This is a genomic window from Demequina oxidasica, from assembly GCF_000975115.1.
Classification (GTDB): Bacteria; Actinomycetota; Actinomycetes; order Actinomycetales; family Demequinaceae; genus Demequina; species Demequina oxidasica.
This window is the reverse complement of record NZ_BBRE01000002.1, coordinates 194,698-210,151: the sequence shown is the minus strand read 5'-3', so window position 1 is coordinate 210,151 and position 15,454 is coordinate 194,698. Positions and strand designations below refer to the sequence as shown.

Below are 15,454 nucleotides of genomic sequence, written 5' to 3'. Positions count from 1 at the left end.
GTTTGTTGGGGCTGTGTAAGCCGGCACACCAACCACCGCGACGAGTTTCCGGCTGACTAGGCCTCGTCGCGGCAACGAAGGAGCAGTGTGAACTGCGGTGCACGCATGCGTTCACCATAGCCGATGCTCGGGTGGACTCGCCAATACCGGCCGCTCCCGCCCAGATTTGGTCGATCAGAAGCCCAGTCGCCCCAGTTGCTTGGGATCGCGCTGCCATTCCTTGGCGACCTTGACATGCAGATCCAAGTAGATCTTGCGGCCCAACAGGCCCTCAATCTCCTGACGCGCCTTAGTACCCACGTCGCGCAGGCGCTCGCCCTTGTGCCCCAGGATGATGCCCTTCTGGCTGTCGCGCTCCACATACAGTTGCACGCGTACCTCGAGCAAAGGCGGACGTGGGTCGTCCTCGGCCTGCGGTCGCTCCACAATCTCCTCGACCTGCACCGCGATGGAGTGCGGGAGCTCGTCGTGAACGCCTTCGAGTGCGGCCTCACGCACGAGCTCGGCAATCATGATTTGCTCGGGCTCGTCAGTGAGTTCGCCGTCCGGGTACAGCGCCGGACCTTCAGGCAGATACTTGGTCAGCACGTCCGTCAGCACGTCGATCTGAATGTCCTTAACGGAGCTCACGGGCACAATGTCGGACCAGTCGGCGAGCTCCGACACCGCGAGTAGGTGGTCACCCACCTGGGGGCGGGGAACCTTGTCCACCTTGGTCACGATCGCGACCTTGGGCGCCCGTGCACCAGCGAGCTCGCGCGCGATCCACTTGTCTCCCGGGCCGATCTTCTCGTCCGCCGGCAGGCACATGCCGATCACGTCGACTTCGTTGAAGGTCTCGCGCACCAGGTCATTCAGCCGCTCGCCCAGCAGCGTGCGCGGGCGGTGAAGGCCGGGGGTGTCGACCACAATGATCTGCGCGTCCTCGCGGTGAACGATCCCGCGGATGGCGCGGCGCGTGGTCTGGGGGCGCGAGGACATAATCGCGACCTTCTGACCCACAAGTGCGTTCATCAGCGTCGATTTACCTGCATTGGGGCGTCCCACAAAGCACGCGAATCCGCTCCGGAAAGGTACATCACTCATCTTCGGCCTCCTTGACCACAACAATCGACGTCAGGCGGCGCCTGCGCCCTTCGGCTCGTTCCGCAAGCAACACCAGTCCATGGGTCGCGACACGTGATCCGGGAATCGGCACCTTTCCAAGTGCCTTGGCGAGCAGGCCGGCGGCCGTCTCCACGTCATCGTCTTCAATCTCTATGTCGAACAGCTCACCCAATTCGTCGAGTGGAAAGCGCGCGGGCACCCGATAGCCACCCGTGGCGAGTTCGACGGCATCGGGCGAGAAACGGTCGTGTTCGTCGACCACCTCGCCCACAATCTCCTCGAGCGCATCCTCAATAGTCACCAAGCCCGCGACTCCACCGTACTCGTCCACCACAATCGCCTGGTGGAACACGGATCCCTGCATGCGGCGCAAGAGGTCGTCAACCGGCACAGATTCGGGAACAAACACAGGATCTCGCATGTAGTCGTCCACGGGCTTGCCCAGTTTCTCACTGTCATCCCACGTGGCCTTGACGACGTCCTTGAGGTAGATCACCCCAAGGGTGTCATCGACACTCTCCCCGATGACAGGTACACGCGAGAAGCCCGAGCGCATGAACAGCACCATCGCCTTGCGTGCGGAGGTGCCCGAGGCGATGGTCACCATGTCAGTGCGCGGGACCATCACCTCGCGCGTCAGTGTGTCTCCCAGGCTCACGACGGATCGCAGCAGTTCCGCATCCTCGTCCTCGAGCGCGTCCTGGGCCTGTTCTACGAGGTCCTCGGGCTCTGCCAGAGCGGGCATGCGTAAGGCCGGCACCACGGCACGTACCGGAGTGGTGAGCGTGATCAAGGCCGATGCTGCGGGCGACAACGCCGCGACCGTGGTCAACGGGTTTGCTCGCGCAATCTGACGCGGAACAGCACGTATCAGCATCAGCGCAATGAAGGCCGCGATCACAATCGCGATAACGAACGTCACCCAGGTGGGCCAGGAGAGCACGTCGCCGAGGCTCCACGCAAGCACACTCCAACAGACAATCACGATCGCCTCGAGAGTCGCGTAAGCGACCGACGCAGCGTTATCGGTGTGTTCTGGCAGCGCAGCCAGCTTGGCAGCCGCGGTTGGCCTTCCGTCGGGGCGTTGCTTAGCTGCGATTCTGCGCTCGTCAGCGTAAGGAAGTTGCTCGAATGCCGCGACCACCGCATGCAGGATCGCCGCTCCGAGCAGGCTCACAATGCCCGCCACCACAAGTAGCGTCACATTGCCGCTAGACATTGTTCCTCACAGGAATTTCAGAATTGGCGCGCTGCAATCGCCTCATGCGCGACTTGCGAGGAAGGTGAGGAGCAGCCTGCGCTGCAGGGCAAACATCTCCTTCTCCTCCTCAGGTTCCGCGTGGTCGTACCCAAGGAGGTGAAGAATGCCATGGGTAGTGAGGAGCAACATCTCCTCATCGGCAGTGTGACCGGCGGCTGTTGCCTGGCGGGCGGCAACGGTCGGGCACACCACGATGTCCCCCAGCAGGCCGGCGGGCGTTGGCTCGTCCGGCGTGCCCGGACGCAACTCGTCCATAGGAAAACTCAATACATCAGTGGGACCTGGCTCGTCCATCCACTGAATGTGCAACTGCTCCATCGTGGGCTCATCGACAAAGAGAATGGCTAACTCGGCACCGTCGGCAACATGCATCTCCTTCAGCACGAATGTTGCCAGTTCGGCAAACTCAATCTCCTCGACCACTGCATCGGTCTCGTTGTTGACGTCGATCATCGGTGGTCTCCGTTGTTGTTGAAGCGGCGCTGTTGTCCGTCGCGCACCGTGCGGCGCGACGCGGTCGGAATGCCAGATTCGTCCGCAGTCGCGTAGGCCGTGATGATGTCGCTCACCAGCCGGTGGCGCACCACGTCCTCCGCTCCAAGGAAGCAGAATGAGATGTCCTCAACGCCCGTCAGAATCTCGCTCGCCGCGCGCAAGCCCGACTGTGTGCCTCCTGGTAGGTCTACCTGGGTGACGTCTCCGGTGACGACCATCGTCGCGCCGAATCCGAGCCGAGTGAGGAACATCTTCATCTGTTCGCGGGTGGTGTTTTGTGCCTCGTCGAGAATCACAAACGCATCATTGAGCGTACGGCCGCGCATGTACGCCAGCGGAGCGACCTCGATGGTGCCGGCTTCCATCAAACGCGGAATCGACTCAGGGTCGAGCATGTCGTGAAGCGCGTCGTAGAGCGGGCGCAAGTACGGGTCGATCTTCTCGCTCAGCGAGCCAGGTAGAAAGCCGAGCCGTTCCCCTGCCTCGACGGCCGGGCGGGTGAGGACGATGCGGTTAACACGCTTGGCTTGGAGCGCCGCCACTGCCTGGGCCATGGCGAGGTACGTTTTGCCAGTACCCGCAGGGCCGATGCCGAACGTAATGGTGTGCTGCTCGATCGCGTCAACGTACTTGGCCTGTCCCTCCGTCTTAGGACGGATAGTGCGGCCACGAGAGTTCAGGATGGAGCGAGACAGCACTTGGGCCGGGCGGTCCGGGGCCACGGCACGATCTGGGGTGACGATGTTCTTGCGCTCGGGGGCCTCTAGTGGGACGTCCTGAGCCGGAGCTTCCTCAACATGAGGCTCCGTCGCGGCAGGCTCGTTTCGCGTCAGCGCCTCCTTCAGTTCAGGAGAGAGGTCGCCGTTGGGGGCGCTCTTGGGAGCGGCGGCGATGTCAGGCTTAGCCACAAGATCCGCCACCGGATCCGTAGCCACCTCGAACCCCATCCCGGATTCGGGTTGCTGCGCGACATCGAGCCCTAGAACCAACTCGGGCTCAGGATTTGGCTCGGGCTCAGGATTTGGCTCTGGCTCTGTGTCCTTGACGGGCTCGAGGTCGGGAACAAGTTCAGGCACGAGTTCCATACCCTGGTCGTCACCCTGTACGCCGTCGTGAGTCGTTTCCGGAACACCTACGCTCAGGCCCGGTTGGATCGCCGACTCATGGGCGGGAGCCTCGGGCTTGGTGGTGGCACCAAAGTCGCGCGCACCGCGCAACATGCGGATAGTCTCGCGTGCCACGTCGGCATTCAGCGGGGCCCCGGCGGACAGGATGCCGCGCAGCTCCTCGATTGCTGTGGCCGCCTCGTCGACATCCGCCGCGGCGCCCTCGAGCGAAATCTCGTTACCGCGCACCAAAATGGAGACCGCTGGGTAGGACTTCTCGACCACCCGGATAACGGTGTCGTTGTAGCCGAGCAGTTCTGCGACGTGGGAGTTGTCGACCGTGACGACGCGGTTGGTGCTCACGCGGGGCTCCATCCAAGGTCCTTGCCGCCGATGACGTGGCCGTGGACGTGAAAAACAGACTGCCCGGCAGTGGGTCCCGTATTGAAGATCCAGCGGTATTGTCCGCCGCATTCGTCGTCCGCCACCATCTGGGCAACAGCCGCCATGTCGGCGATCAGGTCCGGGTGCGTAGCCGCGAGTGCGGTGATGTTCGGTGAATGGGTCTTAGGTATCACCAAGACGTGCACGGGGGCGGCAGGATTGATGTCGCGGAACGCCAGCACAGTGTCGGTCTCCGCAACCTTGTCACTAGGAATCTCTCCCGCGACGATGCGGCAGAACAAGCAGTCAGTGTCGGTCATCCCTCTAGCGTAAAGCCCCGCCCGTCAACACGGGTCGACCACGTGCCGCGTATTGCGGCAAGCGCGGCAATCGCGGCGGGTCCGGCGGACGATGCGCGCAGGACGTGGGGACCGAGCAAGACGGCCTCTGCGCCCGCTTGGCCGAGCACGTCGAGCTCGTGATCAGACACTCCGCCCTCAGGCCCAACGATCATCCAGACCGGCACGTCGGTGCCGCCCTCCCAATCGAGATCGACGATGGGCGTCGCCGCCACCTCGTGCAAGACGAGCACCCGTGCACCTTCACCGGTCGCTGTCGAGACGAGCTGAGCCAACTGCTTGGTCGAGGCGAGGGTCTCCACCGTGGGGATCAACGCACGACGGGACTGCTTGGTCGCGGCGGTGACGAGAGATAGCCACCGTGCGCGAGCCTTGCTCACCTTCGTGCCGCGCCATTGCACTATCGATCGCTCGGCCGCCCACGGCACCACTCGGGTCACACCTAGCTCTGTCGCCGCTTCAATGGCCTGCTCGTCACGCCCGCCCTTGGCGAGCGCCTGCACGAGCACGATCTCCGGATCAGCGTCGCGAGACACCTCAGCGACCTCTACCGTCATGCGAGAGTCCCCGATTTCAACGATGCGTCCACTTGCGCGAGCACCGGTGCCATCAACGAGGTCCACAGCCTCACCTACTAGTCGCCGCTGCACTGTGACCGCGTGGCGAGCCTCTTCGCCGGAGACCTCAATGACGGAGCCCACCACAGCATCGGCCGCTGCGGGGCAGATGAAAACCGGTGCGCTCATGAACAACTCAGGACGCTACGCGCGACCCATGAAGGCGTCGCGAAGCCGAGAGAAAACTCCCCCACCGATGGGCGCCATGTGGGCCTCCGGCATCTCCTCGCCACGCAGTGCCGCGAGCTGGCGGAGCAGCTCAGTCTGCTCATCGGTCATGTCGGTGGGGGTCTGCACGTCGAGGTGAACGAGCAGGTCTCCGCGCCCGGATCGCTGAAGGCGTCCGACGCCTAGGCCCTTGAGCTTCACTGTCGAGCCGGAATGCGTACCGGCACGCACCTCGACATCCTGAGCGCCGTCGAACGTATCGATGCCCATGACGGTGCCGAGCGCCGCCGCTGTCATCGGCACATGCAACGTGCAGTGAATGTCGAATCCCTGGCGCTCGAACGTAGGGTGGGCCTTCTCGCGGATCTCGATGTACAGGTCGCCCTTGGGGCCGCCGGCAACGCCCGCGTCGCCCGAGTTAGACATGCGGATGCGCGTACCCGTCTCGACACCCGCGGGGATGTCGACGGAGATGGTGTGACGCGAGTGCGTGCGCCCCTGGCCGGAGCACTCGCCACAAGGCTGCGGAATGGTCGAGCCGTAGCCGCCGCACACGGGGCACGGCGACGTGGTCATGACGTTTCCGAGCAAGGACCGCGCCATGCGCTGCACCTGGCCCTGGCCGTTGCACTGGCGGCACTGCTGAGGCGAGGTTCCGGGTGCGCAGCACGTGCCCTTGCAGGTGCCACACGTGTCGGCAAGATCCACTTGAACTTCGCGTTTGACGCCAAAGACTGCCTCGTCCAGCGTGATTTCCGCGGACACGAGGGTGTCTCCACCGCGCTGCATGCGGCTAGCGGGGCCACGACGCTGCTGCTGACCGCCGCCAAAGAATGACTCGAAGATATCCTCAAAGCCAAATCCCTGTGGGCCTGCATTTTGGCCGCTGTGTCCACCACGGGGGTCGACACCGCGGTCGTATTGCGCGCGCTTGTCAGAGTTACCGAGCACCTCGTACGCCGCGCCCACTTCCTTAAAGCGTGCCTCGCCGCCGGGTCCGGCCACGTCGGGGTGAAACTCCCGCGCAAGCTTGCGGTAGGCCTTCTTGATGTCAGCCTCGGTCGCGTCGCGGGGGACGCCCAAGACGGAGTAGTAGTCGTTCACTTAAGCTTCCACAACCTTCGACAAATAGCGGGCGACGGCGCGTACCGCGGCCATCGTCCCTGGGTAATCCATTCGAGTTGGTCCTAACGCGCCCAACAGGGACAGGCCGCCATTGTCGGCTCCATACCCTGCGGCAACAATCGACGTGCGCGCGAGAGACTCGTGTTGAGTCTCCGAACCGATGCGCACCGCCACGTCCTGGCTCTGCCCGGTCATCTCGTGTAACAACCGCAACAGCACAACTTGTTCCTCAAGGGCATCAAGCACTGACCCCATGGCGTCCGCCTCGAAGTCCGTGCCTGCTCTCGCAAGGTTTGCGGTACCGGCAAAAACTACGCGCTCCACCGTACCGCCACGGGCGGACTTTGCTACCGCCGCCGCAAGTGAGGCGGCCCAGTCAGGTTGACCGTCATGGGCTGCCCACGCGTCCAGGTCACCTTGAAGTGAGGAAGGCGTGGCCGTCACGGAGACTTGGTTCACCTCACGCGCCAGACGTTCGAACTCTTGCTCGCTCGGGTCCTCGCCCAATGCGATGGTCGCCTGCTCTACCCGAGCATCGGCGGAAACCACCACCGCGAGCGCACGCTCGGCACCCATGCGCACCAATTCCACGCGACGCACTGCACTCTCACGAACCGACGGGTACTGCACCACAGCAACCTGACGGGTCAGCTGACTCAGCAGGCGCACCGAACGCTCGACCACATCGTTGACGTCAACCGCGTCTGAGAGGAACGTCGTGATGGCTCGCTTCTGCGAGTCTTGCAGCGCCGATGCCGCGACGTGATCGACAAAAGAGCGGTACCCCTTGTCAGTGGGGATGCGCCCAGCAGACGTGTGCGGCTGAGCGATCAGCCCCTCTTCCTCGAGGGCCGCCATGTCGTTGCGAATCGTCGCAGGTGAAACACCAAGTTCCTGGCGGGTCGACAACGCCTTAGACCCAACGGGTTCGGAGGTCGAGACGTACCCCTCGACGATCGCGTGCAGGACGGCACGGCGGCGGTCATCGGTCATGGCTTGCCTCCCGTCGGCGCATAGTCATCGGCTAGGTAGTAGGGCGTCACATGTGCGCATGCGGGCAATGGCCCGCTGGCACTCGACGCGCCCGAGTGCCAATTCTACCGTGTCATCGGCGGCACGCTGCGGCCCCACACGAGAGGGATTGCCGCGCAAAACGGACCCCATCGACACCTGGAGACGACCCGCCCCACGCCTACTTCTGTACTTTGCTGGGCCTTTATCGCTACATTGGAGGGGTTGGAAGTCCTCGCCGTCGCGTTCTCAATGTGTCCAGACAAATCGCGGCTGCCGGCGAGGCGGACCAGCTTTACGTCCATCTCGACTACGCACTGGAGAAAAACCATGACTGACAGCACCCCTCCCCCTCCCGAGCAGCCTCAGCAGCCCGCCGGTCAGCCCGCAGGCTCCTCGAGCACGAACCCCAACACGATGGCCACGATTGCTCACGCTGTGGTTGTTACCGGGTTCCTCATTCCGCTCATCATTTGGCTGGTAGGCAAGGACCAGAGCCAGTTCACCGACACCGAGGGCAAGAAGGCCCTGAACTTCGGAATCCTGGTCTCGATCGGCTACTTCGCCTCAGTCATCCTGAGCGTGATTCCGATCATTGGGTGGATTCTTTCCCCCCTCCTGTGGCTCGGTACCGTCGTTGTTGCGCTGATCTTCGGCATCCAGGGCGCAATGGCCGCGAACAAGGGCCAGGCCTACAAGTACCCGTTCAACCTCAACCTGGTGAAGTAACACCCTTACTCACCACCCTGAGGCCAACCAGGGCCCCGTATCCCTCCTCGGAAGGATGCGGGGCTTTGGTGTTTCGTGGCACGCTCGTGGCATGACCGACACACCACATGATTCTCAGAACCCGACGCCGCCTCACCCCGCACCACCGATCCCCATGTACGAGTCGGAGGCCCGCACCGTCTCGATGTGGATTCACTTTGCCGCCGCGATCGCCGCAATCCTGTCTGCCGGAACGCTCAGCTTTGTGGTTCCTCTCATCATGTGGCTCATGTACCGGGAACGCAGCGCGCTCGTTGACTGGCACGGCAAGCAGAATCTCAACCTTCAGCTGACCACGATCGTGGCGGGTATCGCAGCGGTGGTCCTCGGCATCGTGACGCTATTCATCGGGCTCTTCGTCACTATTCCGCTTTTCATTGCGTACTGGATCTTCTCGGTCGTGATCTCGTTCATGGCAGGCACCGCGGCGCAACGCGGCGAGTACTACAAGATCCCCCTCGCGATACCCTTCGTGAAGTAGAAGGTGACGACCGGGAGCGATGCGGCGCGCTGACCGAGGATCTTAGGTCAGCGCGCGAACAGCGGCGTCGGCGAGCAGCCGCCCGCGCATCGTCAGTACTAGTCGGCCCGCGAGCGCGGCTCGGCCGTCGAGTAAACCGTCGCCGATGAGCGCCGCAATCTGCCCGGTCTTGTCTGCGGCGACCGCCTCACGCGGGATTCCCTCTGCCAGTCGGATCTGAAGCATGACCGACTCCAGCGCGAGGTCGTTGGCGCTCAGTGGCTCGCGCTCCTGTTCGGGGCTCTGACCGGCGCCAATGCGCGCCGCGTACGCGCGCGGGTGCTTCACATTCCACCACCGTTCAGCAGTAGCGCCTACACGGGGACCCAAATAGCTGTGCGCGCCGGGGCCAATCCCCCACCAGTCCTGGCTACGCCAATAGGCGAGGTTGTGCCGGCAGGCCTGCTCTGGAACGCGCGCCCAGTTGCTCACCTCGTACCAACGGTATCCCGCCGCCGCTAGGCGCGACTCGGCGGCCTCGTACATGTCCGCCTGTGTGTCCAGATCGACCGGCTCGACCTCGCCGCGCCGCAGTTGAGCACCCATCTTGGTGCCCGGTTCGATGACTAGGGCGTACGCGCTGACATGGTCAGGCTCGAGAATCACCGCGGCGTCGAGGCTCGACTGCCAATCCTCGAGCGACTCCCCCGGCGTGCCGTAAATGAGGTCCAGGCTGACCGCGAGCCCCGCCTGCTTGGCCCACCCGACGGCCTTCGCGACGTTGTCTGGGTTGTGGGTGCGCTCCAACGTCTTAAGCACATGAGGGACGGCAGACTGCATTCCAAAGCTCACCCGAGTAAAGCCGGCCGATGCGAGGGCTGACAGGGAGGCAGCACTCACCGAGTCCGGATTTGCCTCAGTGGAGATCTCGGCACCTGGGGCGATTCCCCAGGTACCGCGGACGCCATCGAGCAATGCGATGAGCGCGGTCGGGTCGAGCATGGTGGGTGTACCGCCGCCAAAGAACACCGTGGACGCGGGACGGCTGTCGCCTGCCATCGCCACGTGGGCCTGAGCCATCTCCCCCAGTGCCGCTTCGACGTAACCCTCTCGCGTCGCGCCCTCGACCTCCCCTGGGGCGTAGGTGTTGAAGTCGCAGTACCCACACCGGACCGAGCAGAACGGGACGTGAATGTAGACCCCGAAGTCGCGCATCGGCTTCGCTATTTCTTCTTGCCCTTGTCGGAGCCGTCGTCGGACGTAGACAGCGCGGCGATGAACGCCTCCGGGGGGACCTCAACGGAGCCGATATTCTTCATGCGCTTCTTACCGGCCTTCTGCTTTTCCAGCAGCTTGCGCTTGCGCGAGATGTCACCGCCATAGCACTTGGCGAGCACGTCCTTGCGGATGGCCTTGATGGTCTCGCGAGCAATCACGCGCGCGCCGACCGCGGCCTGGATGGGAATCTCGAACTGTTGACGGTCGATCAGCTTGCGGAGTTTGCCCACCATCGACAGTCCATAGGCATACGCGGCATCCTTATGGACCACGGCGCTGAAGGCGTCCACGGTCTCGCCCTGCAGCAGGATGTCTACCTTGACAAGATCCGCGGCCTGGTCACCGTCGGGCTCGTAGTCGAGCGAGCCGTAGCCCTTGGTGCGTGACTTGAGCTGGTCGAAGAAGTCGAAGACCACCTCGGCGAGCGGCAGCGTGTAGTGCATCTCCACGCGCGTCTCGCTGAGGTAGTTCATGGTGCCCATGGTGCCGCGACGCTCCTGGCATAGTTCCATGACTGTGCCGATGAACTCGCTGGGTACCAGGATGGATGCCTTAACAACCGGCTCGCGCACCTCGGCAATCTTGCCGCCGGGGAACTCAGACGGGTTCGTAACCTCATGAATTTTTCCGTCGTCCATGGTGACCTGATAGACCACGTTGGGGGCGGTGGAAATGAGGTCGATGTTGAACTCGCGCTCGAGGCGGTCACGCACGATCTCCAAGTGAAGCAGCCCAAGGTAGCCGCAACGGAAGCCGAACCCGAGCGCTACCGAACTCTCGGGCTCATAGACCAGCGAGGCGTCGTTGAGCTGGAGCTTGTCCAGGGCGTCGCGCAGGATAGGGAAATCCGAGCCGTCCAGCGGGAAAAGACCCGAGTAGACCATCGGCCGCGGGTCTCGGTAGCCGCCAAGCGACTCTGCGGCGCGGTTGTTCGCCAAGGTGACGGTGTCGCCCACCTTGGACAAGCGCACGTCCTTCACTCCGGTAATCAGGTAGCCGACCTCACCGACTCCCAGACCCTTAGTGGGCACGGGCTCGGGGCTGATGACGCCGATCTCGAGCAACTCGTGAGTCGCGAGGGTCGACATCATTGCGATCTTTTCCTTGGGCTTGAGGGCCCCGTCGATCACGCGGATATACGTCACCACGCCGCGGTAGGTGTCGTACACCGAGTCGAAGATCATGGCGCGGGTAGGAGCCGATGCATCGCCCACGGGCGGCGGAATGTCGCGCACCACGCGGTCGAGCAACTCGGGCACACCCTCGCCGGTCTTACCGCTGACGCGAAGCACGTCCTCCTCGTCGCAGCCAATGAGCTGAGCAAGTTCCGCGGCATAGCGGTCGGGGTCGGCGGACGGAAGGTCAATCTTGTTGAGCACAGGGATGATGACCAGGTCGTTTTCCATGGCCAGGTAGAGGTTCGCAAGGGTCTGCGCCTCGATGCCTTGCGCGGCGTCCACCAGCAGCACGGCACCCTCGCAAGCGGCGAGTGAGCGGGATACCTCGTAACTGAAGTCCACGTGTCCGGGGGTGTCAATCATGTTGAGAGCGTGAGCGCCGCCCTCTACTTCCCACGGCATGCGAACGGCCTGAGACTTAATGGTGATGCCGCGCTCGCGCTCGATATCCATGCGGTCCAGGTACTGCGCGCGGGAGGCGCGCTCGCTGACCACGCCGGTAATACCGAGCATGCGGTCAGCCAGAGTGGACTTGCCGTGGTCGATGTGCGCAATAATGCAGAAATTGCGGATCAGACTCGGGTCAGTCGAGGCAGGCTGAATGCGAGGGTCAAGTGACACTGTGGTGGCTATTCCTTGAATGGGGGCGGAGGCAAGCCCCTATCGTCCCACGAATCAGCACACTCATGCGCGGCTCGCGCGTGCCGATACATAGTGCGAGGGCCGCATAGGTCAATAACGACGTTTGACTACGGCCGCAAACGCAATGGCGCCGCACTTTCTGAAACCGGGGGACAGATGACGCACGACGATGACCTTTTCCGCTCAATCTTTAGAGACTCGCCCATTGGCATGGCGCTTGTTGACGACGCGGGCACCTTTATCGCGCTTAATGACGCATTTGCACGCATCCTGGGCCGTGAGAGCGCGGATGTGGTCGGAGCGCACTACTCCACATACACGCACCCCGACGATCTACAGCGCGACCGCGAGATGATGACCGCGGTCGCCTCAGGCTCTATGCCCTATTACCAGGCACAAAAGCGACTGTTACACCACAATGGCGACACCGTGTGGACCCGCGTCACCGTCTCTGACGTCGCTCATGATGCCGCGTCAGGTCGCCATACATGCATCATTCAGATCGAAGACGTCACCGAAGTGCGGCGCACCAAGGAGCTCCTCGAACACCGAGCCCAATACGACCACTTGACGGGTCTACCCAACCGGTCCCGATTGGTCGAGTTGCTCACCGCAGCCCTCTCCCGCACCGGGAATACCGCGCCGGTAGCAGTGCTGTTCATCGACATCGACCACTTCAAGCTCATCAACGATTCCTTCGGACATGAGGCAGGCGACGATGCGATCATTGAAGTGGCACGGCGGATACGGGATTCCGTGCGTCCCACCGACGTCGTGGCCCGCCTCGGCGGTGACGAGTTTGTAGTGGTACTCGACGCCATCCTCACTGAGAACGCCGCGCAGGGACTCCTCGCCGTGATCACCGATGCGGTGCAAGAACCTCTGGTCGTGGGCGGCCATGAAGTGCGGGTCACCATCAGCACCGGCATAGCGCTGGCCGATGTTGGCCTAGGCGCTGAAGGGCTAGTGCGCCGGGCCGACCTCGCCATGTTCGCCGCGAAGCAAGCAGGACGCGCCGGATCGGAAGTCTTCCGGGAGGACCTGCACGCCAAGGCCCTATCGCGACTGTCAGTCGAGGCGGAGCTCCGCCTCGCGATCGCCGAGGGCCAACTGCGGGTCCACTATCAGCCCGTAGTGGACCTTGGTACCCGCGAGGTGGTGGCGTACGAGGCTCTGGTCCGCTGGCAGCACCCCACGCGCGGCCTATTGATGCCGCAAGACTTCATCGATGTGTGCGAAGCCGCGAACCTGGTCATTGAACTCGGTCGACTCGTCCTGCTGGACGCATGCGGCCTCATCGCCTCGTACCCCGAGTTCAAGGGCAAGGTTTTCGTCAACGTCTCGACACGGCAAATTGGTAGCGCGAACCTCACCCGAGTGGTGGCGTCTGCGCTGGACGCGACCGGAGTAAGTCCCGACCGCCTCGGACTCGAGATCACTGAGACTGGCATGCTCGCGGCAACCCCTGCCGAACACTCCGATCTGGCCAGGCTCACGGCCATGGGGATCGACCTCTTGATCGACGACTTCGGCACCGGCTATTCGTCGTTGTCCTCTGTCCTCCAGAATCCTGTCGCCGGGCTCAAGCTTGCGCGAGAGTTCACGTTGCGACTTGGTGACAGGTCAACTGGTGACCGGATCTCGACAGCCATGGCAAGCCTGACAACTTCGCTCGACATGTACGGAATCATCGAAGGCATCGAAACCGAGGCCCAGTATTCGATCGCTCGTAAGCATGGATGGAGCTACGGTCAGGGGTTCCTGTTTGGGCACTCGCTTCCCATCGAAGAGCTGCTGGCCGACGCAAAGCCGGACCATGAACTCGCCGACTCCGCATTGACACTGCCTGGCTCCAGCGCGCTAACGTAACGCAATATGGCCAACGCACATCCCTCCCGTCTATCGCGAGTGTTCGCGAAGCTCAAGTCCGCTCTCACGCCGCGTCCCGCGCGCAAGGGACCGCCGGCTTATCCAGGAGACTTCGAGGGCCGATTCGACATCGAATACTCCCCCAAACTGGACGGCAAGCCGGATCCAGGTGAGGTCGTGTGGACGTGGGTGCCGTTCGAAGAGGACTTCACTCATGGAAAGGACCGGCCGGTGCTCCTCATCGGCCACGATGGCGACTGGCTGCTCGGCCTCATGCTCACGAGCAAAGATCACGACCGCAACGCGGCGAGCGAAGCCCATTGGGGCCGCTACTGGCTAGACATTGGGTCCGGCGCGTGGGACCGTCAAGGCCGCCCGAGTGAGGTGCGGCTTGATAGAGTGTTGCGTATCGACCCGCGTAAGGTTCGGCGCGAAGGCGCCATTCTCCCGTACGCGACGTACGAACATGTCTCACGTTCGCTAATTGAGTGCCATCACTGGTAGTATTGGCGGTCGTGTGTGCGCCCGTCGGGCGCAACACCCCAAGTTTATTTCCAACACCGTTAGAGGACCCACGTGGCAAACATTAAGTCGAAGATCAAGCGTATCGGCACCAACGAGAAGGCTCGCGTGCGCAACGTCGCCGTCAAGTCTGAGCTCAAGACGCACGTCCGCAAGGTCCGCACGGCCATTGCTGCCGGCGACAAGGCCGCTGCGCAGACTGCTCTGCAGACCGCAACCACCAAGCTCGACAAGGCTGCGTCCAAGGGCGTCATCCACGAGAACCAGGCAGCGAACCGCAAGTCGGCTCTTGCCAAGCAGGTCGCGGCTCTCTAGCCCCGCACACTTCGCCCCGGCATGCTCTGCGTGACCGGGGCTTTTGTGCTACCCAGCGCCTTTATGCGAGGGACTCAATGACCGCATCGGATACCCCGCGTCTTTGGCACTGGACCCACCCCGAGGCCGTCGCTCAGTACTCGACAGTGCCCACCCTCGTGGGGCGCCAAGGAATCTACACGCCCGGCGGCGAACTATGCGGCTACGAACTCCTCTTTCGCGCTGCGGGTCTCAAGGGCGCATGCGCTGATCTCTGGGAAGCAGAGGGTCAGGATCTCGCAACCGAGCATGTCATTGCCGCCGCCTTTCATCAGGGTGCCGACATCACCCATGGTCGAGATGCCTCCGTGAATTTCACCGGGAACTATCTACTCACCCACCAGGATCTGCACTGCGACCCCGCGACTGTGATCATTGAGATCGTGGAGTCCACCACCGTGCATGCGTTGCTTGTAGACCGGGTTCTTGAGTTGCGAGATCAGGGGTTCCGCATTGCGCTGGACGATTTCACCGCCACCGAGTCACAGTGCGAACTTCTTCCCCACGCGGATTTTGTCAAAATTGATCAGCGCGACATTGCGAGGCACGGTCCGGAGATTGTTGAACGGGCGCGTGGCAATGGGCGAAGGTTGGTAGCGGAATGCGTCGAAACCCCCTCGGAGTTGCGCGCACTTACCGCGCTCGGATTCGACCAAATCCAGGGGCATCTGTTTGAACGCGCCGAGGTACTCAGCATCCCGTCTCGTGACGGCCGCGCCTTCCGTCGGTAACTCTTGGCGGGCCACATGG

The 15,454-nt window shown here is 63.0% G+C and carries 16 protein-coding genes; 6 read left to right on the top strand and 10 right to left on the bottom strand.

Translation table 11 applies throughout. From position 1 onward, the window contains the following. Positions 1-174 precede the first annotated feature (174 nt). The 8 genes from era to hrcA all read right to left on the bottom strand — a co-directional run bounded on the left by era (position 175) and on the right by hrcA (position 7,615). A complete protein-coding gene (gene era / locus AOP77_RS07980) occupies positions 175-1,086 on the bottom strand; it encodes a GTPase Era (protein WP_062212036.1) in 912 nt (303 codons plus the stop codon). Beyond that, on the bottom strand, positions 1,079-2,326 hold the full coding sequence (locus tag AOP77_RS07975; protein ID WP_062212033.1) for a hemolysin family protein: 1,248 nt from the start codon (positions 2,324-2,326) through the stop codon (positions 1,079-1,081). Before AOP77_RS07975 ends, era begins: the two co-directional genes overlap by 8 nt. A gap of 42 nt (positions 2,327-2,368) precedes the next feature. Next, positions 2,369-2,821 carry an rRNA maturation RNase YbeY gene (ybeY, locus tag AOP77_RS07970; RefSeq protein WP_062212030.1) on the bottom strand — a complete coding sequence of 151 codons (453 nt, stop codon included), beginning with the start codon at positions 2,819-2,821 and terminating at the stop codon, positions 2,369-2,371. Next, complete coding sequence (locus tag AOP77_RS07965) at positions 2,818-3,810, bottom strand: PhoH family protein (RefSeq protein ID WP_439644704.1); 993 nt, start codon at positions 3,808-3,810, stop codon at positions 2,818-2,820. The genes ybeY and AOP77_RS07965 overlap by 4 nt, the downstream gene beginning before the upstream one ends. 518 nt (positions 3,811-4,328) lie before the next feature. Next, positions 4,329-4,673 carry a histidine triad nucleotide-binding protein gene (locus tag AOP77_RS07960; RefSeq protein ID WP_062212027.1) on the bottom strand — a complete coding sequence of 115 codons (345 nt, stop codon included), beginning with the start codon at positions 4,671-4,673 and terminating at the stop codon, positions 4,329-4,331. Then, positions 4,670-5,458 (bottom strand): 16S rRNA (uracil(1498)-N(3))-methyltransferase, encoded by a 789-nt coding sequence (locus tag AOP77_RS07955; RefSeq protein WP_062212026.1) that lies wholly within the window; start codon positions 5,456-5,458, stop codon positions 4,670-4,672. Before AOP77_RS07955 ends, AOP77_RS07960 begins: the two co-directional genes overlap by 4 nt. 15 nt (positions 5,459-5,473) lie before the next feature. After that, positions 5,474-6,601: a molecular chaperone DnaJ gene (gene dnaJ, locus AOP77_RS07950; protein WP_062212023.1), complete on the bottom strand. Its 1,128-nt coding sequence runs from the start codon at positions 6,599-6,601 to the stop codon at positions 5,474-5,476. After that, positions 6,602-7,615, bottom strand: a complete 1,014-nt coding sequence (gene hrcA / locus AOP77_RS07945; protein ID WP_062212021.1) for a heat-inducible transcriptional repressor HrcA — start codon at positions 7,613-7,615, stop codon at positions 6,602-6,604. A gap of 348 nt (positions 7,616-7,963) precedes the next feature. Between hrcA and AOP77_RS07940 the strand changes: the two genes are divergently transcribed. Next, positions 7,964-8,362: a DUF4870 domain-containing protein gene (locus AOP77_RS07940; protein WP_062212019.1), complete on the top strand. Its 399-nt coding sequence runs from the start codon at positions 7,964-7,966 to the stop codon at positions 8,360-8,362. Positions 8,363-8,453: 91 nt separating this feature from the next. Continuing rightward, complete coding sequence (locus AOP77_RS07935; protein WP_062212016.1) at positions 8,454-8,882, top strand: DUF4870 domain-containing protein; 429 nt, start codon at positions 8,454-8,456, stop codon at positions 8,880-8,882. A 42-nt stretch (positions 8,883-8,924) separates the two neighbouring features. On the opposite strand, the gene hemW is transcribed toward AOP77_RS07935, so the two are convergent. Together hemW and lepA are read right to left on the bottom strand one after the other, a co-directional pair. Continuing rightward, positions 8,925-10,076, bottom strand: a complete 1,152-nt coding sequence (gene hemW, locus AOP77_RS07930) for a radical SAM family heme chaperone HemW (protein ID WP_084622465.1) — start codon at positions 10,074-10,076, stop codon at positions 8,925-8,927. Between the two features lie 8 nt (positions 10,077-10,084). Beyond that, the gene (gene lepA, locus AOP77_RS07925; protein WP_062212009.1) at positions 10,085-11,938 is read right to left on the bottom strand and encodes a translation elongation factor 4; all 1,854 of its coding nucleotides are present in this window, start codon (positions 11,936-11,938) and stop codon (positions 10,085-10,087) included. A gap of 177 nt (positions 11,939-12,115) precedes the next feature. On the opposite strand from lepA, the gene AOP77_RS07920 reads away from it, so the two are divergent. From AOP77_RS07920 to AOP77_RS07905, 4 genes are all read left to right on the top strand, one after another. Next, positions 12,116-13,828, top strand: a complete 1,713-nt coding sequence (locus AOP77_RS07920) for a putative bifunctional diguanylate cyclase/phosphodiesterase (RefSeq protein ID WP_062212007.1) — start codon at positions 12,116-12,118, stop codon at positions 13,826-13,828. A 6-nt stretch (positions 13,829-13,834) separates the two neighbouring features. Beyond that, entirely contained in the window at positions 13,835-14,332 is a 498-nt protein-coding gene (locus tag AOP77_RS07915; protein ID WP_152649828.1) for a type II toxin-antitoxin system PemK/MazF family toxin, read from the top strand. A gap of 72 nt (positions 14,333-14,404) precedes the next feature. Then, the gene (rpsT, locus tag AOP77_RS07910; protein WP_061965285.1) at positions 14,405-14,665 is read left to right on the top strand and encodes a 30S ribosomal protein S20; all 261 of its coding nucleotides are present in this window, start codon (positions 14,405-14,407) and stop codon (positions 14,663-14,665) included. Positions 14,666-14,742: 77 nt separating this feature from the next. After that, complete coding sequence (locus AOP77_RS07905) at positions 14,743-15,435, top strand: EAL domain-containing protein (RefSeq protein ID WP_062212005.1); 693 nt, start codon at positions 14,743-14,745, stop codon at positions 15,433-15,435. Positions 15,436-15,454: the final 19 nt, after the last annotated feature.